General features: G+C 45.0%; 23 protein-coding genes. 2 read left to right on the top strand and 21 right to left on the bottom strand.

The window, feature by feature from the left end; translation table 11 throughout:
* Window positions 1-13: 13 nt before the first annotated feature.
* The 7 genes from ACKTT9_RS15985 to ACKTT9_RS15955 all read right to left on the bottom strand — a co-directional run bounded on the left by ACKTT9_RS15985 (window position 14) and on the right by ACKTT9_RS15955 (window position 4,631).
* Window positions 14-895 (bottom strand): ATP-binding protein, encoded by an 882-nt coding sequence (locus ACKTT9_RS15985; protein ID WP_407872326.1) that lies wholly within the window; start codon window positions 893-895, stop codon window positions 14-16.
* Between the two features lie 73 nt (window positions 896-968).
* Entirely contained in the window at window positions 969-1,211 is a 243-nt protein-coding gene (locus tag ACKTT9_RS15980; protein WP_407872325.1) for a hypothetical protein, read from the bottom strand.
* 134 nt (window positions 1,212-1,345) lie between these two features.
* A complete protein-coding gene (locus tag ACKTT9_RS15975; RefSeq protein WP_157324782.1) occupies window positions 1,346-2,053 on the bottom strand; it encodes a hypothetical protein in 708 nt (235 codons plus the stop codon).
* Between the two features lie 22 nt (window positions 2,054-2,075).
* Window positions 2,076-2,234 carry a hypothetical protein gene (locus tag ACKTT9_RS15970; RefSeq protein WP_407872324.1) on the bottom strand — a complete coding sequence of 53 codons (159 nt, stop codon included), beginning with the start codon at window positions 2,232-2,234 and terminating at the stop codon, window positions 2,076-2,078.
* A gap of 121 nt (window positions 2,235-2,355) precedes the next feature.
* Window positions 2,356-2,841, bottom strand: coding sequence for a hypothetical protein (locus tag ACKTT9_RS15965; RefSeq protein WP_157324778.1), 486 nt, complete (start codon window positions 2,839-2,841; stop codon window positions 2,356-2,358).
* A gap of 61 nt (window positions 2,842-2,902) precedes the next feature.
* Window positions 2,903-3,538 carry a trimeric intracellular cation channel family protein gene (locus ACKTT9_RS15960; RefSeq protein ID WP_407872323.1) on the bottom strand — a complete coding sequence of 212 codons (636 nt, stop codon included), beginning with the start codon at window positions 3,536-3,538 and terminating at the stop codon, window positions 2,903-2,905.
* A gap of 16 nt (window positions 3,539-3,554) precedes the next feature.
* Window positions 3,555-4,631 carry a Gfo/Idh/MocA family protein gene (locus ACKTT9_RS15955; protein WP_407872322.1) on the bottom strand — a complete coding sequence of 359 codons (1,077 nt, stop codon included), beginning with the start codon at window positions 4,629-4,631 and terminating at the stop codon, window positions 3,555-3,557.
* Window positions 4,632-4,922: 291 nt separating this feature from the next.
* Between ACKTT9_RS15955 and ACKTT9_RS15950 the strand changes: the two genes are divergently transcribed.
* Window positions 4,923-5,144, top strand: coding sequence for a hypothetical protein (locus ACKTT9_RS15950; protein ID WP_127451768.1), 222 nt, complete (start codon window positions 4,923-4,925; stop codon window positions 5,142-5,144).
* Here the strand turns inward: ACKTT9_RS15950 and kapB are convergent.
* Genes kapB through ACKTT9_RS15935 form a run of 3 tightly spaced genes read right to left on the bottom strand, consistent with a single transcriptional unit; the run spans window position 5,141 to window position 6,386 of the window.
* Complete coding sequence (kapB, locus tag ACKTT9_RS15945) at window positions 5,141-5,530, bottom strand: sporulation phosphorelay system protein KapB (protein WP_407872321.1); 390 nt, start codon at window positions 5,528-5,530, stop codon at window positions 5,141-5,143. The genes ACKTT9_RS15950 and kapB overlap by 4 nt on opposite strands.
* A gap of 18 nt (window positions 5,531-5,548) precedes the next feature.
* Window positions 5,549-5,866 carry a thioredoxin family protein gene (locus ACKTT9_RS15940; protein WP_407872320.1) on the bottom strand — a complete coding sequence of 106 codons (318 nt, stop codon included), beginning with the start codon at window positions 5,864-5,866 and terminating at the stop codon, window positions 5,549-5,551.
* Between the two features lies 1 nt (window position 5,867).
* Window positions 5,868-6,386, bottom strand: coding sequence for a hypothetical protein (locus tag ACKTT9_RS15935; protein ID WP_407872319.1), 519 nt, complete (start codon window positions 6,384-6,386; stop codon window positions 5,868-5,870).
* A 73-nt stretch (window positions 6,387-6,459) separates the two neighbouring features.
* On the opposite strand from ACKTT9_RS15935, the gene ACKTT9_RS15930 reads away from it, so the two are divergent.
* Window positions 6,460-6,672 (top strand): hypothetical protein, encoded by a 213-nt coding sequence (locus ACKTT9_RS15930; protein ID WP_145655009.1) that lies wholly within the window; start codon window positions 6,460-6,462, stop codon window positions 6,670-6,672.
* A gap of 57 nt (window positions 6,673-6,729) precedes the next feature.
* On the opposite strand, the gene ACKTT9_RS15925 is transcribed toward ACKTT9_RS15930, so the two are convergent.
* The 11 genes from ACKTT9_RS15925 to ACKTT9_RS15875 all read right to left on the bottom strand — a co-directional run bounded on the left by ACKTT9_RS15925 (window position 6,730) and on the right by ACKTT9_RS15875 (window position 19,688).
* A complete protein-coding gene (locus ACKTT9_RS15925; protein ID WP_407872318.1) occupies window positions 6,730-8,343 on the bottom strand; it encodes an ABC-F family ATP-binding cassette domain-containing protein in 1,614 nt (537 codons plus the stop codon).
* A 37-nt stretch (window positions 8,344-8,380) separates the two neighbouring features.
* Entirely contained in the window at window positions 8,381-10,339 is a 1,959-nt protein-coding gene (locus tag ACKTT9_RS15920) for an ABC-F family ATP-binding cassette domain-containing protein (RefSeq protein WP_407872317.1), read from the bottom strand.
* Window positions 10,336-11,358 carry a M42 family metallopeptidase gene (locus tag ACKTT9_RS15915; RefSeq protein WP_157324879.1) on the bottom strand — a complete coding sequence of 341 codons (1,023 nt, stop codon included), beginning with the start codon at window positions 11,356-11,358 and terminating at the stop codon, window positions 10,336-10,338. Before ACKTT9_RS15915 ends, ACKTT9_RS15920 begins: the two co-directional genes overlap by 4 nt.
* Before the next feature lie 181 nt (window positions 11,359-11,539).
* The gene (locus tag ACKTT9_RS15910) at window positions 11,540-11,830 is read right to left on the bottom strand and encodes a Dabb family protein (RefSeq protein WP_127451752.1); all 291 of its coding nucleotides are present in this window, start codon (window positions 11,828-11,830) and stop codon (window positions 11,540-11,542) included.
* A 20-nt stretch (window positions 11,831-11,850) separates the two neighbouring features.
* Entirely contained in the window at window positions 11,851-13,413 is a 1,563-nt protein-coding gene (abc-f, locus tag ACKTT9_RS15905) for a ribosomal protection-like ABC-F family protein (RefSeq protein ID WP_407872316.1), read from the bottom strand.
* A gap of 95 nt (window positions 13,414-13,508) precedes the next feature.
* Window positions 13,509-14,930, bottom strand: coding sequence for a DUF6382 domain-containing protein (locus ACKTT9_RS15900; RefSeq protein WP_407872315.1), 1,422 nt, complete (start codon window positions 14,928-14,930; stop codon window positions 13,509-13,511).
* A 14-nt stretch (window positions 14,931-14,944) separates the two neighbouring features.
* Window positions 14,945-15,493: a prepilin peptidase gene (locus ACKTT9_RS15895; RefSeq protein WP_407872314.1), complete on the bottom strand. Its 549-nt coding sequence runs from the start codon at window positions 15,491-15,493 to the stop codon at window positions 14,945-14,947.
* The gene (locus ACKTT9_RS15890; protein WP_407872313.1) at window positions 15,478-16,143 is read right to left on the bottom strand and encodes a TadE/TadG family type IV pilus assembly protein; all 666 of its coding nucleotides are present in this window, start codon (window positions 16,141-16,143) and stop codon (window positions 15,478-15,480) included. The genes ACKTT9_RS15895 and ACKTT9_RS15890 overlap by 16 nt, the downstream gene beginning before the upstream one ends.
* 17 nt (window positions 16,144-16,160) lie before the next feature.
* Window positions 16,161-18,443: a TadE/TadG family type IV pilus assembly protein gene (locus ACKTT9_RS15885; protein ID WP_407872312.1), complete on the bottom strand. Its 2,283-nt coding sequence runs from the start codon at window positions 18,441-18,443 to the stop codon at window positions 16,161-16,163.
* 14 nt (window positions 18,444-18,457) lie between these two features.
* Window positions 18,458-19,495, bottom strand: coding sequence for a TadE/TadG family type IV pilus assembly protein (locus ACKTT9_RS15880; protein WP_407872311.1), 1,038 nt, complete (start codon window positions 19,493-19,495; stop codon window positions 18,458-18,460).
* A complete protein-coding gene (locus ACKTT9_RS15875; RefSeq protein WP_157324758.1) occupies window positions 19,461-19,688 on the bottom strand; it encodes a Flp1 family type IVb pilin in 228 nt (75 codons plus the stop codon). Before ACKTT9_RS15875 ends, ACKTT9_RS15880 begins: the two co-directional genes overlap by 35 nt.
* Window positions 19,689-19,703: the final 15 nt, after the last annotated feature.

Raw genomic sequence — 19,703 nt, 5'->3', positions numbered from 1 at the left:
CTACAAACATGGCTTAAAATAACGTTTCAGCCGCATTGATCACAGCCGCACGTTCCCTTTCATCCTCCAATTTATCAGCAATCGCTCTCGCCACTGCACGCATCGGAGGAATATAAGCCGTAAGATCACAAGCATCAAGCAATGCTCGAATCGACCCTGCTTCATCAGGCAGCTGTCCCATTTCGATTAAGGTTAACAAATCAGCCGACAGCTGCACATAAGTTCTCAATTGCTTGTCATCACGCAAAACAGACTTACTTTTCAAAAGTTTGTACAACGCTTCCCCTTGCAAATAGGGAATATCCACGGTCACAAACCTGTTTTTCAATGCTTCGTTCAATGGCACGGTTCCCATATAGCCTTCATTAATCGCAGCAACCACTCTGAAATCAGGGTGAGCGGTGATAACTTCCCCGGTAAATGGATTCGTAATCGATCTCCGATAATCCAGAACACCGTTAATAAGTGACAAGGTCTCCGGTTTCGCCATATTAATTTCGTCTATGTATAGAAAATGTCCCTTCGTCATCGCTTTCATGATCGGTCCAGGAATGAAAACAATCTCTGAACGGCCTTGCTCGTCATGGGACAACGTTTTGAACCCGAGTAAAGCTTCGGCATCCAAATCCGTTGAACAATTCACGGCATGCATCGGTCGATTAAAAATCGCCGAAACATGCTCGGCAAGCTTCGTTTTCCCCGAACCTGTTGGGCCTTTGAGCAGGACATTTTTACCCAAAAAAAGCGCAATAACACTATCGATCAAAATGTCTTCCCGAGGCGCCTCAAAGGCAGCTGCCCCGATTAATTTCGCATCCTCTGCGGTCGCGTTCGTCTGTGCTCTCTTTTGTTCCAACTGCTCACGGATTTCTTGCGGTATAGCTTCTGTTAACATATTCTCTAATGTTCCTCTCCTGATTCCTTTGTTCTCTTACTATTTATCAGGAAAGCTAACGTTGTCAAGCCTTTCAAGGCAGCCACGGTTGTTCGATAACCGAATATGAGTAGAATGCCATCGCTTCTCCACATTTGGGACAGATTGGCTTGGATGGCAACTCATTATACAGCTGCGCCAATGCATAAGAGGTTTCCCCATTAATGGCTTGGACGACATCATCGGGATGGACATAGTCACATTGGCGTGAGCTGCAGTAAGCTCGAACTTTAAATTTATTGCTCATTTTTAAATTTTGACGTGTCATGCCGATCAATCACAGTCTTCTGCCCAATCATCGTCATACTCCTTTTTCTCTAATTCGTGGACCATCCATCCGGAAACTATGACAAAACCCTCAGCAGGAAGCTGAGGGAGATGAGTGAAACTTTCGCATCACATGGTCTTATTTTAAGGCAGCGTGTTTCTTTGGCCCGTAGAGTAGCTTGGGAAAGCATACTGGATCATAGTGTTAAATTCGTTGAGATACGTATCCATATGTTTGTTGTTTTGCTGCTGAGCATCATAATACATCATGCGGTTCACGAAATGCGGGTTCGTAGAAATGAAAATATTCGCTTCCGGATAAATACGTGTGAGCAAACTCCTGATGGCGCTAGCGCTTTCTGCCGGCAAAGGCTTGGCCGAGAGCCAATCCATCTGAGCTCCTGCTCCTGAACCGAACAACCCAGCCCCGGTTTCCGGGTCGTTTGTTTTACTAAGCATTTTCATGCCGTCATTATCGGCACCCATGGCTTGCATCCCGCCCATATCTACCGCAATATAAATGTTGTTATCCGTAAATGCAACAGCTGTGTTCCCGAGGTGAGCCGCTTGAATAATGCTATCTGCCAAATCTCGGTTCATTGTCAAATGTGTATTTGTGTGCGCTTTAACGTTATCAAGCGTAGATCGCTGCATCGAAGGCAGCGGGGATTGATTAACACTTTTAGCGCCTAGTGAAGAATTCTCATTGTTCCTGAGACTCGTATCCCATGAGCCAGCATTCGGATTTGAGGAACTTGCTCCTGCATGATTGTTCGGACTTGCGGCGGTGCAGCCAGCGGCTGTGCTTACTAACACGATCGAAAGTGTAAGTTGGATCAACGTTTTTTTCATCTAAAAGCTCCCCCTTCTTTCTTTATTTCTTGCTGATGTCCTTCGTTTCCGGTGTGTAAGCAATTAAGGAGATTTCATATCCCAATTGTTCCCTCATCCTGGATTCAAGCCTGCGAAGATCTTCCAGCAGATCCTCATGCGCCCCCAAATTAGCGAACTGATAAGCCTCTATACTCATCATTTCATCCTCCTTCCTAAAAAATAATGTTTAACTTTAATATGGTCATTTATCCCCATTTTTACTAAATAATAAAAAGAGCCCGCCGCCAATTGATTCATTGGCAAGCAGGCTTTACAACTTTCTAGTCTTCTTTTTTACGTGTTTCATCCAATTCTTCGAGCAGTTTACGAACCGCATCCGGATCGGCCGAACCGTTTTCTTTAAAAGCTCTCAGCTTGTTTAGCAAATCCGCAGCGATAGCTTCATCCTCTGACTGCTCCGCTTCATGCGTGGGGTCGAACCAGATGTAGAAACCTTCCGGGCCGTTGCGCAGAAAAGCTTTCCGCCAAAACTCCGGATACGCATAACCCTGCTCTCCAAAAATCATTCCGAGCACATCATCGCTGTCAATCGGCAGCAAATAATGAAACGACTCGGGCTCTCCGGTATTCGTGAAATCGCGGTGCATGTAAGCATAATGAAGATAATGCTCACCCGTTTCTGAATCTTTGGATACTTCGTACAGATCCAATTCCGTTTGGAGCAATTCTTTTACAGGAACAATGCGTGCTGCCATCGTTTCAGCGGAAATCTTTTGATGGTGAAGGAATGATGCTTCCTGTTCCATTGTAAATCACCTCTTTCCTCATCTCGATTTTCAAAAAATCATCCAAGTCTTTAGCGGTAGGCTATGAGTCTGATCTACGTGATGATCCCACGATCGCATTGCGCAAGGAACGTTTAGGCAGCTTCCATTTATAAAATACGGATAACATTCTCAAAATGACGATAAGTGCAAAAAGCACGGATATCTGCCAAGCTCCTTGCGACCAGCCCAAACCAACCAACGCACCGGCCAACATGCCCCATACGGCATAGATTTCGTCCTTCAGTACAAGCGGCTTTCGGCCAGCCAGTACGTCTCGAACCATTCCGCCGCCAATCCCCGTTAATACAGCTGCTACGATGACAGCACTTAAAGGATGCCCCATATTCGTTGCATAGAACGCACCTTGAATAGAGAAGGCTGCCAATCCGATAGCATCAAAGAAAGCTTCCCAGGTCTTCCACACCCGAATGTATTTGACAGGCATCAAGAAAACTAAAGTCATAGCAAATAAGGCGATTTGAAAATATAACCCTTGCTCCCATAGCAAAACGACGGGTTTGCCAATTAGCAAATTTCGGATGACACCGCCGCCGAATGCCGTTACGAGCCCAAGAACATAGACCCCTAGAATATCATATTCCTCTTCCATCGCAACAATCGCTCCACTGACTGCGAAAGCGATTGTCCCGATGATGCTAAATAACTCCCAATTCACTTGCTGCAGCCCCTGTCTACTCGATGTCCCAATTCAATTTAACTTCATTGCCGGTTTGTGAGGATTGGTAAATCGCATCTAGAATTAAATTATTCGTATAACCTGTCATCACAGAGGTAATTGGTTGTTGACCGCTTTCGATACACGATAGGAAGTGTCTCAGCATACGCACACGAGGTCCTTCGTCCAGCTCAGGCACAGTCAGATCCACATCTGCTTCGCGATCAAACATTTCTGCAAGAAGCTTCCCTTTATTGCCGCGAATCGAAGCACCTCCTTCGGAACCAAGCAGCTGCACATAAGGCTGGCTATCCGTTTCGATGAGTGCGGCCCAGCTGACATCAAGCGATAGGGTTGCACCGTTATCGAGTTTAATCAACGCTGTAGCCAAATCTTCTACATCATATTGCCCTTCCCAGTTCGGTGTCCCCCAAGAGCCGATCCCTTTTTTGCGTGGACCAAATTCTGCATAGGTTGCCCCGTAAACCGAAATCGGTTTTGGATTCCCCATTAAATAGAGGGATAGATCTAACATATGTACACCTAGATCAATTAACGGACCGCCGCCGGATTTTCCCATCTGTGTAAACCAGGTTCCCCAGCCCGGAATCCCTTTACGTCTCATCCAGCCTGCTTTGGCATGATAAATATGGCCTAGCGCGCCTTTATCAACCTGTTGCTTGACAGCCTGTGAAAGAACTTCCCACCGCAGCTGGTGTGGAATCATCAACACTTTGCCTGCCTTGCGCTCTGCTTCTACAATTTGTCTAGCCGATTCGAGATTAAGCGCCATAGGCTTCTCCAGCATGACATGTTTACCTGCTTCTAACGCTTGAATGGCTAAAGGCGCATGCCACTCATTGGAGACAGCAATAACAACGGCATCAATGCTTGGATCAGCGAGCAGCTTGTCCGAACTCTCATAGACCCGCTCAATGTTATATTGCTTGGCTCTAGCCTCTGCCAGTGGTAAGTACACATCCGTTACCGCGGCAATTTCTGCCTCCGGCACTTTTTTCATCACTTCCATATGTACATTTCCGATGTTTCCGGAACCGATAATCCCGATTCTGATTGGTTTTCCTGCTGTCATCTAAATCCCCCCAAAAACATGTTTGATTACAATCTTTCTTATTATAATTGTGCTTATCTTTCCCCGCAACCGCCAATCTATCGCTCCGTTGAATCAAATGCAGACGGGTATCCCGATTAATTTCAAAAGATTCTTTGGGAACTAGCCCTCTCTCGCTATTCTTTACATATAATAAGATGCTAAAACTTTTTTAATAGTTTGTCTCAAACATACTTAACATTTGAAATGTATCCTAAATATGTAGACCAGCTGGTACTTTTGCCAGATGGAAGACGTGAAGGAGGGCTTAACATGCAAGCAGTTACCATTAAATTCAAAAACAAATCCATTCCCGTGCTTAATTTCACACATCGCAGTTCACATATGGAATTGTTGTCCAGTAAGCTTAAGGAGTTTGAACTTCATTTCGAATTTCGCCGCAAATTAAAAATGATCTCGCTCATCGAGATCATTGGTGATGTCGCTATTTTCAAGTATAACGACGGCACAAAATTGTATTTAGAAGTTTCTTAATTCGACTTTGGGAAATATTCTTTCTGCAGTTGACTAAGCTCCTGAAGAGAGCGCCTAGCCCATGCTTCCATTTCCGACAGCTTAGAGATTTGAGCCATTAGCGCTCTCTCCAGTGATACTTGATAATCGGGAATTGCACCCGCATATGAACGTATAGTTGAAATTGGCATTAAAGCAATCTCCTGAAACGATAACGCCCGTCTTTGATGAAAAAAAGCAACGTTTGGGTCCATCGGATTATGCAAGTCCCCTTGTGTTGGATGTTCTTTTACAGCCAAGATGCGTACTGCCGCTTTCATCGTACTCGACATTTCCACTATTTCCCCATAATAAACCCCAGTCTTATACTCAGCAATGACGTGATCTCCAATTTGAAAACTGCTCATTCTTATCATCTCCTATAATTACTTGCTGCTCAATGGCAGCAGTTTGCGATATAGCTCATCCACCGACTGCATGCGGTAAATCAGTTGTTTGTCATGTCCCTGCTCAAAAATAGCGATGCACGGCACGCTGGTCACTTGCCATTCACGGCTAATTTGCGGCAGAAAATTAATATTGCTTTTATAAAGCGGCAAAGAAGGCTGCATGGTCATAATGATCTCCAACATACGTTCAGTCACTTTGCATGTTCCACAAAACGGCGTGTACAAAAATACAGCAAAGGACTCCTCCTGCCTGTTAACGATCTCCAACAATTCCTGTTGAGACAGTTCCCTCATGCTAACCTCCTCGTTCATCTAACCAAGCCAAACTGTCAGCCGCATACCCAATAAGATGAGGGAAATCATCCAAATGGCTCTCATCAATTTTTCTGCCGAATGAAAGTGTGATTTGATTATGATAAACCACTGGAAAAATACCATATTTGTATGAAAGAAGTTGTGTGATTTGTGGACGATGCTCCCATATTAGGCCTAACTGTTCTTCAATATGCTTACATTCCATATCGGGATTCTTAACTTTCGTGAAAAGCTTAATCGTAAGCGTACATCCCGGTTTAGCTGTAGGGTTCTCTAAAATTTCAGCAGCCAAATCGCTTAAATGAACATGCAAATTGATTTCCGCTTTGCTCGGCTTATCGATCTTTCTTGCAAACTCAATCGCATACGTTCGGGACATGGAAGACAGATCCACAAGATCTTCCCGGCGTGTGATAATAATTTTGCCATCCAAATCCAGGTCGTAGACGGCTCCTTCCAGAACCACCTTAATGTTGTCATAGATCGTTGGGTCAAACATCGTTCACACCTTCTTTCATCTTTTGTTTGATTCGATTATACTATTAACATATCACGGTAAAGAAGGTGTTTCTATGTCAGACAAGCCACAAGATCAGCTGGAAGAACAACAGGGTCCCAAAAAAGTAAGCCTAGCCGATGCCATTAAACAAAAGTTAGCTCAGAAGAAAGCGGATCAAGCCGCAGCACGTGCAAACCCTAAACAAGCGGGCAATACGAACCAAAGTGCCAAAAGTCAAATGACGAAAAAAGTAAATAATCAACGCCGTCGTACTGGCGGAAGCTAGAGCTATGTAGGTAAAAGCGCCCTGAGAGTCACACATCAGGGCGCTTTTCATTTGGTCTTACGCGTATTGAGCTTCGCGCAATTTTTTCACATCATCACTTTCCAGGTATTCATCATACGTAAGCATTTTATCGATGAATCCTTTTGGTGTAATTTCCATGACGCGATTTGCAATCGTTTGAATGAACTGATGGTCATGGGAAACGAACAACATCGTACCGTCGAAATCAACAAGGCCGTTATTAAGTGCTGTGATGGATTCAAGATCCAAGTGGTTCGTAGGCTCATCAAGAATGAGAACATTGGCACCGCTTAGCATCATTTTGGAGAACATGCAGCGTACTTTTTCTCCCCCGGAAAGAACGTTAGCTTTTTTCAAAGCTTCTTCACCAGAGAACAACATACGTCCTAAGAAACCACGAAGGAATGATTCGTCTGGGTCTTTGGAATACTGGCGAAGCCAATCCACCAAGTTTAATTCGGAATTGAAATATTCTTGACTATCTTTTGGGAAATACGCTTGTGAAGTTGTAACTCCCCATGTGTACGTGCCCGAGTCTGCTTCCATCTCACCCATGAGGATTTTGAAAAGCGTCGTTTTGGCGATACCATCCGGACCAACAAACGCAACTTTATCCCCTTTGTTAAGCGTGAACGTGATATTATCCAAAACTTTAACGCCATCAATCGTTTTGGAAATACTTTCAACAGCTAGCAGCTGCTTCCCAGCTTCACGTTCACCTTTGAAGTGAATGAACGGATATTTACGGCTGGAAGGACGAATATCTTCAAGAGTAAGCTTCTCAAGTTGTTTTTTACGGGAAGTTGCTTGCTTGGATTTGGATGCATTAGCACTAAATCGAGCGATAAAAGCTTCCAATTCTTTACGTTTTTCTTCTGTTTTCTTATTAGCATCTCTTGTAAGTCTAAGAGCCAATTGGCTGGATTCATACCACCAATCATAGTTACCCACGTACATTTGGATTTTACCAAAATCAATATCCGCAATGTGTGTACATACTTGGTTCAGGAAGTGACGATCATGGGATACAACGATAACGGTGCCTTCAAAACGTGCTAGGAAGTTCTCCAGCCATTTAATCGACTCTAAGTTCAAATGGTTGGTAGGCTCATCGAGCAGCAAAATGTTCGGATTGCCGAACAACGCTTGCGCCAAGAGAACACGAACCTTCTCATTGCCGTCGAGGTCTTTCATCTTCGTATCATGCAGGGAAGTTGGGATGCCTAGACCAATTAGTAGTTCTGCTGCATCAGATTCCGCCTGCCAACCGTCTAGATCCTGGAACTCGCCTTCGAGCTCAGCAGCTCTCATACCATCTTCTTCAGAGAAATCGGCTTTCGCGTACAGCGCATCTTTCTCTTCCATGATTTTGAACAAACGAGCATGCCCCATCACAACGGTTTTCAAAACTTCGATTTCGTCAAACTCGTAATGGTTTTGTTTCAGAACGGCCATTCTTTCCCCTGGAGTGATCGATACTTCGCCTGTGTTCGGCTCAATTTCACCAGAGAGAATTTTTAGAAATGTGGATTTCCCTGCACCGTTCGCGCCGATCAGACCATAACAGTTACCTGGAGTAAATTTAATATTAGCGTCTTCGAAAAGGGCTCTTTTGCCGTAACGAAGCGTCACGTTATTAACATTAATCATGTGGAATACTTACCTGCCTTTATTATAGTTTCTTCTATCATAACTTATTTCGCTCTATTTCTTCTACCAACTCGGATAAATAAGTCCATCTTTCCATTGCTGCTTCCAAATCGGCCGTTGTTTGCTGCTCCTGCTCATACAAATCGCGAACACGGTCAAAGTCGCTGCCAGCCGCTTCAATTTGCTGTTTCAAGCTTGCCGCCTTGTCTTCCAAAGCCGCAATCGTCCCCTCGATTTCATCCCATTCCTTCTGTTCTTTGAAAGTTAGTTTCTTAGGACGGTTTGTATTCGCTGAGCCGCTGGAAGCTGCTGATTGATTGGCCGCTGTTTTGCTAGAGCCGGTATTGCTGCTTGCTTGACGCAACAATTCTTTGCGTGCCTGCTCCGCTTCTTCTTGCTCTTGCTTCTCCTCCAAATAATCCGAGTAGTTGCCAATGTAAGGCTCGATTCCTCCTTGGCCATCAAAAGCAAACAGATGCGTAACGGTGCGATCCAAAAAATACCGATCATGGGAGACAGTAATAACCGCCCCTGGGAAATTATCCAGATAATCTTCCAGTATGGTCAATGTTTGGATGTCCAAATCGTTCGTCGGCTCATCGAGGAGCAGCACATTCGGTTCTCCCATGAGAGTACGCAGCAAATATAGTCTGCGTCGTTCGCCACCTGACAGCTTTCCGATAGGTGACCACTGCAGTGTGGGAGAGAACATGAAGCGCTCAAGCATTTGGGATGCGGGAATTGTTTCGCCATCCGACGTGCGAACCAGTTCAGCCGCTTCCTTGATGTAGTCGATGACGCGCATCTTTTCATCCATCTCGACCGTTTCTTGCGTGTAATACGCGAGTTTCACGGTTTGGCCAGTCTCGATCGTCCCGCTGTCGGGCTGAATACGCCCGGCGAGCATATTCAGCAGCGTCGATTTGCCGCTGCCGTTAGGGCCAATGATGCCGAGGCGATCCTTCGGCATCACGATGTAGCTGAAGCCGCTCAGCAGCGTCTTCCCGCCTGAGAAAGCTTTGGTGACGGCTTCCAGCTCCATCACCTTTTTGCCAAGGCGGCTGCCAGCCAGCGCCATGTCCAGCTTGTCTGCGGGACCATCCACCTTGGTGTCCCGCAGCTCTTCGGCGCGCTGCACGCGCGCCTTCTGCTTCGTCGTGCGCGCTTTCGCGCCGCGACGGAGCCAAGCCAGCTCGCGGCGCATGAGATTCTGCCGCTTATCTTCGCTGGCGGCTTCGGACTCCATCCGCTCCGCCTTTTTCTCGAGGAACGCCTCATAGTTGCCCTCGTAGCTGTAGATCTTGCCCCGGTCCAGTTCCAGGATGCGGTTCGTCACCCGCTCCAGGAAGTACCGGTCATGGGTAACGAGCAGCAATGCGCCGCGCCACTTGCCGAGGAATTCCTCGAGCCAGATTGCGGTCTCGTTGTCGATATGGTTCGTCGGCTCATCCAGGATGAGCAGATCGGCGGGTTGGATCAGAACGCGCGCCATGGCGACGCGTTTGCGCTGCCCGCCGGACAGCAGGCCGACGGGCTTGTCGAACTCGCTGATGCCCAGCTTCATCAGCACGGTTTTGGCTAAGGTGCTTGCTTCCCAGGCACCTTGTTCATCCATGCGCGATTGGGCTGTGAACAGCCGCGCCTGCTTTTTCTCGCTGGAGGGATCAAGCTCCAGCTCAGCCAGGGCCAGCTCATAGTCGCGCAGCGTCTTCATGAGCGGCGTGTCGCCGTGGAATACTTGCTCAAGCACGGTGGAGTTCGGATCGAACTCCGGGTTCTGCGGCAAGTATTCCACTCGGAAATGGTTCGCGTGCACGAGTTTGCCGCGATCCGCTGTTTCCAGTCCCGCCAGCAGCTTCAGCAGCGTGGACTTGCCCGTGCCGTTCACGCCGATGAGTCCGATGCGCTGCTTCTCGTTCACCGTAAACGTGATGTCATCGAACAAAACCTTGTCGCCATAGGTTTTGGTAATATTAACTGCACTCAAAATATTCATGCTTCCACTGGCTCCATGACATAGGCTGCAAGAAGCGCTGCTGTGTTAACTACAGCATCCATATGCGTCCGCTCCATGCTGTGTGACGCATGAACACCAGGACCAATCAGCGCGGCGCGAATATCGCGTCCGCCTCTGAGCGCGGCCGAAGCGTCTGAGCCATACCTTGGATAAATATCAACAGCGTAGCCGATTTCCAGCTTCTCGGAAAGCTCAATCATTTTGGAAGTCATTTGATAGTCATAAGGACCTGACGAATCCTTTGCGCAAATGGAGACATCGCGTTCGCTACCGCTCAAGTCATCGCCAAGCGCACCCATATCTACGGCAATCAAATCCGTAATATCTTCCGGAATAAAAGATGACCCATGCCCAACCTCTTCATAATTGGAGAAAAACAGTTTTATCGTGAAGAGCGGCTGCAGACCTTCTTCTTTGATAAGTCTTAGCAAACCGAATAACGAAGCTACACTTGCTTTATCATCCAAATGACGGGATTTCACGAGGCCATTTTCCTTCACTTGTACACGCGGATCGAAAGAAATGTAATCTCCAACCCGGATCCCAAGATCCTGAACTTCTTTTTTGGACTTTACAAGCTCATCAATGCGCACTTCCATATGAGCTTCATCGCGTTTGAACTCTCTGGCATCTTCATACACGTGTACTGATGGTCTTGAAGTGAGAATTGTCCCGTCATAAACGCGTTCGTCACGTGTATGAATTTGAACATATTCATTCTCAATAGCGCCCATCATGAATCCGCCCAATGAAGTGATCTTAAGCGTGCCGTTCTCTTTAATAGAACGTACCATAGCACCAAGGGTATCCACATGTGCAGAAATACCAATAACCCGGTCATTGCGGACACCCGGAACCGTCACAATGCCGCAGCCCTTATTCGTATATGTAAGCTCATAACCAAGCTTATTCACTTCTTGTTCGACCTTTTTCATAATGTGGTGCGTGTAACCCGTCGGACTTGGCGTACGCAGCAGCATCTCGAGCACTTCCGTCATATAAGCTTTATTTAATTTGGATTTCACTCGGGATTCCTCCCTTTTCTATAAATTATGAAGATACCTGTAAACACACAAAAAACAGTGCAGCCTAGGAATTTTAGCTGCGCTAGCGGCATAAGCCGCAATGCTAACCCCTTCTAAGGATACTACACTGTTCCCTTATGTTTTTCAAACCCAATTAGCTTACAAAATCAACACAAATGGAAGTCCCATCAAGTACTGTCTTCATATGGGCCTTCACACCTTCATGAATAGGGTGAGTGTCATATGTTTTTAGATCTTCTACGGAATCGAATTTTGTAATCAATGCAATATCATACGAACGCTCCAAATGAAGAATATCCGTCCCTACTTCAATATGGCGCAGCACCGGAATTTTCCCTTCCATGTTCGTAAGAACCGCTTTCGTTACTTCCACCGCTTCAGGGCTACGATCTTTGAGCTTAAAAAACACAACATGAGTTAACATGGACATTTCCTCCTAATTGGTTAATTCGTGACTTTTGCTTTGGCCGACCATTCTTCCACATTCCAAACTCTGGTTACCCAACCTTCATAAAATTCCGGTTCGTGGCAAACAAGCAAAACGGTTCCTTTATAAGCGATCAAAGCTCTTTGAAGTTCTTCTTTGGCCACAACGTCCAAATGGTTGGTAGGCTCATCGAACAACAGCCAGTTGCTTTCCCTCATCAGCAGTTTACAAAGCCTGACTTTGGCTTGCTCTCCCCCGCTGAGCATGCTCATGGCACGCGTGATGTGCTCATTTTTCAAACCGCATCTTGCCAGAGCGCCTCTGACTTCATTCTGATTCATGGAAGAAAACTCATTCCAAACATCGTCAATCGGCGTCATATTGGGCGCTTTAACCTCTTGCTCAAAGTAAGCCGGGCTTAAGTAATCTCCTTGATACGTTTTGCCGCTGAAAGGTTCAATTTTCCCTAGAATCGTTTTGAGCAGTGTAGATTTCCCCACACCGTTGCAGCCAACGATCGCAATTTTCTCGCCGCGTTCAATCGTCACATTCATTTTCGGTAAAAGCGGTCGGTCATACCCGATTTCCAAATTTTCCGCCTCAAATACGATTCTACCACTTGTACGAGATTCCTTAAATATGAACGTTGGTTTCATCGCAGTTTCCGGTTTTTCGATTCGATCCACTTTCTCCAACTGCTTTTGACGGCTTTTGGCACGCGTAGAGGTCGAAGCCCTGGCTTTATTGCGAGCAATAAAGTCTTCCTGCTTTTTAATGTACTCCTGCTGCTTCTCATACGCATCGATATGTTGCGATTTGTTCATTTCCGCCATGTCCAGGAATTTCTCATAGTTCGCTGTATAACGAGTCAGCTTCGTAAATTCCAAATGATAGATCACGTTAACGACTTCATTCATGAATTCCGTATCATGTGAAATCAGCATAAACGCATATGGATAATCTCTGAGATACATTTTTAACCACTCAATATGTTCCACGTCCAAATAGTTCGTAGGCTCATCCAAAAGCAGTACGGTTGGCTTCTCCAAAAGCAGCTTGGCCAAAAGAACTTTGGTCCGTTGTCCACCACTAAGTGACGTCACATCACGGTCTAACCCAATTGCGTTAAGGCCGAGTCCGTTCGCCATTTCATCGATTTTGACGTCCAGCAAGTAGAAGTCGCCGATTTCCAAGCGTTCCTGAATTTCGCCCATCTGCTCTAGGAGAACTTCCAGCTCTTCGGGCGAAGCATCCGCCATCTTTTCTGTAATGGCCATCATCGCTTTCTCTTCTTCAAAAAGAGGTAAGAAGGCGTCGCGTAAAATGTCGCGAATCGTCCTGCCCGCCGCTAATACCGAATGCTGATCCAAATACCCATACTTAATTCGAGGCGTCCATTCTACTTTTCCTGTATCTTTCAATAATTTTCCGGTCAATATATTCATTAATGTGGATTTCCCCACACCATTTGCTCCAACTATGCCGACGCGCTCGCCTGCCAGTAGACGGAAGGAAACATTTTTAAATAACGTTCGATCCCCAAAACTGTGGCTCAAATCTTCTATCGTCAAAAGACTCATTTTAAAAATCTAAACTCCTGTCTGTTAAAAAATCGCACATACTCGTGACTTCTTATTATACCACTGCTAGAGCTAGACAGGAAATAGTTAAATTTTCAATATCGAAATATCAAGGTTTGGCACACAATTTGAATCTCGTCGCCATCTTTTAGCAAGTAAGATTGGTAGGTAACTATCGTTTCTCCATTGAGAGAAGTTCCATTCGTTGAACCTGAATCCTTCAGTGCATAACCCTTTTCACATTTTGTTATCTCAGCATGGATTCTGGAAACACCTGCTTCTTCCAAGACATAATCCGCTTTTAAATTCGCATCTCCCCGGCCAATCGTGAAGTGATCGCTGAGAATTGGCACTGATTTCGGCATACCTTGCATCTGAACTTCGAGCCTCGGCCCTTCTGGCTTAAGGTTTCCAAGAAAAACGGTTGCATTCCTAGCGTTGTTTTGAATTAATGTCGTATGCATATGTAAGTTTTGATAATGACTCTGAATATCTTGAGATTCAACGTTAGATACCGTAACTGCTTCTTTCTTATTTTCAAAATGCTTCTCTGGTTTATCAAAAAAAAGCGGCACCTGCTTTTCACCAGCACTTCTGTACCGCGGTAGCCCAAGAAATCTAAATACAAACCATACATCTACTAATAAAATAGTTATTCCTGCTGACAGGTGCAGCGAACTAGTTGAGGGAGAAGATACATAATGCTGCCAGAGAAAAGCCATTACGAGTATGATACCAATTAGGACAAGAAATTGTGTTCTCTGTGTGATTGGATAAAAAGCGACTGTTTGACCATTTTTTATATCTTGTTGCACATCCGCTATTGGCGTAATCATCGGCGACTCATCCATCGAATTCGTTGTGTTGATCTGCTTGATGTTTTGTTGCCAAACCGGCTTCGGCAGCCCCTCGTGAACCGGAGGTTGCGGATCCATAAGTTTTAACAGGTTCATTTTCAAATTCTGAAGACTTTGCGGCGTACATGTCAATGCATCAGTGTCTAACCAATTGTCTATATCTCCCCTTATTTTGTCGTTCAACTTCGAACTAATCTGCCTCATTAAATCCTTAATTGCATTGTAGACACTGCATTCCTTCATACCTTGTTCCATTGGCACATATGTCAAAAATACATCGGACCAGTCACTGCCAATAAAGATGAAATTATCTTTTAACACAAATCCGGTCTCATGCAGCATATAGTTTTTACTTTCATCTATAGCACAAACAATGGCGTACATAAGCTTGGCGAATTGAAACTTGGAAAGCCCCTCAACCTTAAGAACCTGAGCAAGCATTCTTTTAGCTGTTAAACTATAAAGCAGGCTTACTCGATGATCAATCTCCTGGATTTCAAGCGGAAGCATGTTTGGTATCGTGTTAGCCTCAAGCATCTTAATTTGCAAAGTTGAAAGAGCTTCAACGGTCAAACCCTCCCCACCGTCTTTAAAAAGACGCATACAATGGCCATGTTGATATACAAATTCATATCGCAGTCCAAATAACTCCTCTGTCACAGGCCCACCTCATTTTAAATAGAGTAATACCAGGTCATTGCCACGGCTGGCATAACGGCATACATAAACGGAAACTTGATATTGGCATCACGTTTCATCCCCTTTACGATGTTCAGATCATGCAGCACGATAATTGAAAAAAACCATTTCATCATCTTCTGCCCCGTGGCCGCCACTTGCTTGTGCATCAGTAGTAAGAAAAGACCTATCAATGCTGCGCAGATTATGGAATACAGCATCAATTGAAACACAAAACTGAAGCCCATCATAGCTCCAATAGCCGTAAAGAGCTTCACATCCCCTGCTCCAAGAGCACCTATAAGATAGAGTAGGAACATCGCGAAAAGTGCACTCCCTGCCCCTATAAGCGAGAAAGTTAGTCCGTTCAGTCCGCTTATAGACACGTTCAACATGATTCCAGCAACCGCTCCGCTAATGGTTAATTTGTTGGGGATCACCGCTTTTCGTACATCAGTAACAAAAGCAATCGTAATGAAAACCAATAGTAAATATTGAATGCAAAGTCCTCCTCTATCAGAGACGGCGATTAAGCACCTACCCATGCTCGTTCAAATGCCCTCTTTTTCAAAATAATCGTTTGACTTAAAAACGGGATCGGTAAGCGATACGAAATCTCCGCCTCAATTCCAAAATAAGCCTCTCCATCGTTATACAAACTTGGAAGGGTCACAGAAACAACTTTAAAGTTATTTCTCTGAACGATTGAATCATCGCAAAATGCGTAAACAATCGGAGTAATCGCGGCATGTAAGCGGGGGTTAACTTGCTGCTCGAGCAGTTCATCTTTCCCCTCTGTCAGTAACTCTTCGCCTTGCATCCGTTTCTCTTTCTCCCATTTAACTAATTCGAGCAGCGGTTGAGGGATATATGCGGCATACTCATCTGCTAAACTTTCCGTGTTTGACACTTGTTCTCGTGCTGATTGAACATGGCTGATGACTGAATTTATGATGTCGGCCGGTCTACTCTGCTCAAATTTCACTTTAGCTTCTTGCACGAGAAGTCTTACGGGATATAACTGGCCAGCAATCGATTTCGTTGCTTCAGACACACCGGCTTGCAGCGCCATTTCCAGGCATGCGATTTGAATACAAATGACAAGGCCAACAACAAAGGCAAGGAAAAAAGGCAGTATTAAAGCAGCCTCTAATACGATACCTCCCTTTTGTTCACTGTAAAACTTGTGCAGCATAAAGCCCCTCCCAACCTTCAATACGCTACTGCAGCTGAGCTAGAAAATTGGCATCGATTCCCTATCACTTTGCAGCCTAATAACCCGCTCCCATCCAGCAGTTTCATGATTTGAGAAATAAACCACAGCTTAATATCACTTGAGGCGTTACCCTGCAAATATGTCGTAGCTTGCATTAGATCCCTTCCGGTTTCAAGCTCTATGAGCGCCTGCATTCTAGCCATTTGCTTCGTGTTATTGCTATGTATGAGCATAAAGACCCGTAAATAATCCTTATAAGTCAAACTTAAGGCTGGGGCTGCTATTTTTGCGGATAGCTCTACAGCTTCTCCATTCACCAGCTTTGTCATGTCTTGGAAAGCCAAAACGGCCCCTTCTGCTGCTGCTGCCAGAAGTACCAACAGCGGAGAGCCAATATTAAGCAGCTCTTTTTTCGGATCGAGCAGCGCCTCAACGGTACGAATTGCCAGGCGAAAAGAAAACATTTCCGCATACGCCGATGAGATATTCGCTGAACAGGAGGAGAATCCATATAGTAAGTATTCTACCTCTTGGTTTGCTAACGAGTGTTTTCTCGGGTCTGCTCGATTACTTAAGACTTTGGGACTGCCTGTTTGATCTTTTTCCAAACCAATCGTCCGGTAATTAAATTTAGTAAGCGCATATTCATTCACATATAGCTCGTTACGCATAACCTCCGCCGCATTGTTGAAGGCTGCAAGCATATCCATTGCTTTAAGGCTAACCGGCTCAGATTTCTCTAGATCGTAAGCAACTTCACTGCCGATAGTGGCTTCCTGCGCATTAGCCTCCCGATACTTCTGGTAGAAACCTTTGGTTGATGAAGATGATTGTGAACCGGTACCTTGAAGACGATCATAAAGTTCATCGTCACTACTCTGAGCATTCACTAAGCTGCATCCGCCGATCGATTGCTTCGCTTGATTCAAAATCGTTTGAATCTTACTTTTTTGCTGCTGTTTATTCGCTGAGACCGCACTGTTTTGTTCCATTCTCGTTCTCTCTAATACGCTTTGCTTGTTATAAAATTCTTGCGATTCCGTCCAGTGAGCATCATTAGCCTGATTGGCTTTGTTTGTATTTTCAGCAGTATAAAGTTGTACGGAGTCAACTACCTCTTGAAAAGCTGTAAATAAGGCTGTAATGCTTGCAACAGCTGTCTGGTACTTATAGAAGTATTCATCGCCCAGCACAGAAACACTTTGAAAAACTTCGTTTGCACTAGTCCCCTCTGTATTAGGTCGTGAAGTAATCCCATTAAGCTTCGTGCGAATTTCATCATTTTGCTGCTTAGCCGTACGTAATGCTGGCTCAATCGCCTGCTGCAACAACCCAATTTCTTTGGTATTTGCCAGAGCCTCGAGCTTTGTAGCGGCAAGGAGAGCCACATATTTAATAATTAATTGCAGCAAATTTTGAAGATCATTCAGCTTTTGAGATAGTTGCTGAGCTTGAGTACTTAATGCATGACGGGATTCCAAAATAGCCTGCATGCCTGCCAAACCGCCAGAACCTGCTCGGCTGATCGCGGCAATGGACATATCCAAGTCTCTTATCGATGCCTGGACAGATTGCAGCTGATTTTCTACTTGAACGATTTCATTTCGCACCTCATCTGCAGTATGGATGCCAATTTGGGAGGCTAGACTGTCCAATTCCGTGATACGGGTTTGATAGTTACTATGAATTAGGCTCGTTTTGCGATAAAGCTCTTCACTGCTCTGCCAAGCTTCATCCAACTGTTTTTCTCTTTGATCTATAAGCTTCTCTAACTCAGCAGCCTCCTTAGAGAATTGGCTTCCAAACTGAAAGGGAGCTTTCGTCCCTGTTTTGCGAAATTTATCCGTAATCTCCAGCATGAACTCGATTGGGGCCTTGATTTTCATATCCTCCAACAATTGACGCTCAAAAATTTCATGGCTGGCTAATGCATAAACAGGTGTCACACGTTCTCCATGATCGATAGGTTTAGTATCCACATAATGAAAAGCGCCTGTCGAAACTTGACTTGATAAATTATTAGCAAAAACGGTTCGAAATACTTCCTCTGATAGCTCTTGTGAGATCCCCAGCCCATATAAGCCCATCGCTTGAAGTTTTGTATCAAAAGATGACATCACTGAGCGCGCAGCGGCCTTGACCGCTGATTCGGTCTCTTTTTCCGCCAATTTAATTCTGGCAAAATCAATGAGTACCGCTTGAAATAAAAAGACCGGCACAATGATTAGAATCAGATAGACGGAAACGGCCCCTCTTTCTGATCGAACGAATCTCTTCAAAAACTCCCCCCATTCTAATTATGAATAACAACGACGATCCCTTTCCGCTCAAGCTCTTTTCGAAAAGCATTGGAGGGCATACCTTTACCGCCGGCATCTTTTTTAAAGAAATGCCATACAACACCCTTCACTTGTGTGCCTTGTTGGATAAGCTCGAGATCCTTAGGAAGCTGCTCCATTCGAAGCTGAGCCTCTGTCAAACTATAAAAGGCTTGATGGCCAATCCCGCGAGCATCCAACGCGTCGACTGTTCTGCTTTTACCGGACTCTGTCATCAAAACCACCTCCGTGCCATTAACCAAAGATCGCAAATACGCCGCAGCCTGCCGTTCCGACTTAATCGTTATACTCGGACCTGACAAATTACCTTGTGTAGGTTCTGCAAGCGCCTCTCGTGCTTTTTGAGGAGAAATCCGGTCCTTGATCGTTTTAAAATACGTCCGTGTAATATCCGTTAATCGGATAAGCTCAACCGGCTCTACCACGTGCGAGACAGCAGTTCCGCCTGTTTGATTAGCCCTAAACCATTTGCTCATAACAGGCGAGATATGAAATGGTTTTTGGAGTTTCACTTCGACTTGTTGGTCTAGAATAAAATTAGAAAACTTAGCTGATCCCGTAACACCTTTGGGCAGCAATTCAGACGATTTAGCCAGCTTTCTCTCGACGAGATCGCCAGCAGCTCCCGATGGAAGTGCAATCTCAGATGATTCGTTCGACACTAGTCTTCCAAATAAATCGGATACGTGGTTTTGTGTAAGTCGAAAGTAAAGACCATCCGTCTCCGAGGGGTTAAAGTTGCCTGTCACCAAATCTTTGTGGCTGTTATCCCAAGTAAAAGCTAACCGTTCAGCTGCTGTTCTAGCGATTTGTTGAAGGTACACTTTTTGATAAGCGTATAAGCTAACGAAAAGGACAGTAATTGTACAAAATAAGATGAGTGGTAAAACTAGGGACGCTTCTAATGTAAAGCTTCCCTGTTCACCATCTCTAAAGTGTTGTCTGCGGTTATGGCGGCTATGGCGCACAGCTAGTTGTTGGACTTGGCGCACAAGGAGCCACCTTACTATTGTCTTTGAGGTCAGAATTGGCATCCCCAATCAGCTTTTGAAACCACGAGACTATCCACTTTCTGAAGATAATTGCTATGGCAACAAGCACAGCAACAATCAATAAAATCTCTAAAGTACCGAGTCCATCTTCCTCTTTCCAAAATGATTTCAACCCTTCCATCATGCTTCTCATCGTTTCTTACCTCCA

Source organism: Paenibacillus sp. P36, assembly GCF_045866505.1.
Lineage (GTDB): Bacteria > Bacillota > Bacilli > Paenibacillales > NBRC-103111 > Paenibacillus_E > Paenibacillus_E chondroitinus.
Note: the sequence above shows the minus strand (reverse complement) of the source record. Positions and strands in the feature narration are given on the sequence as shown.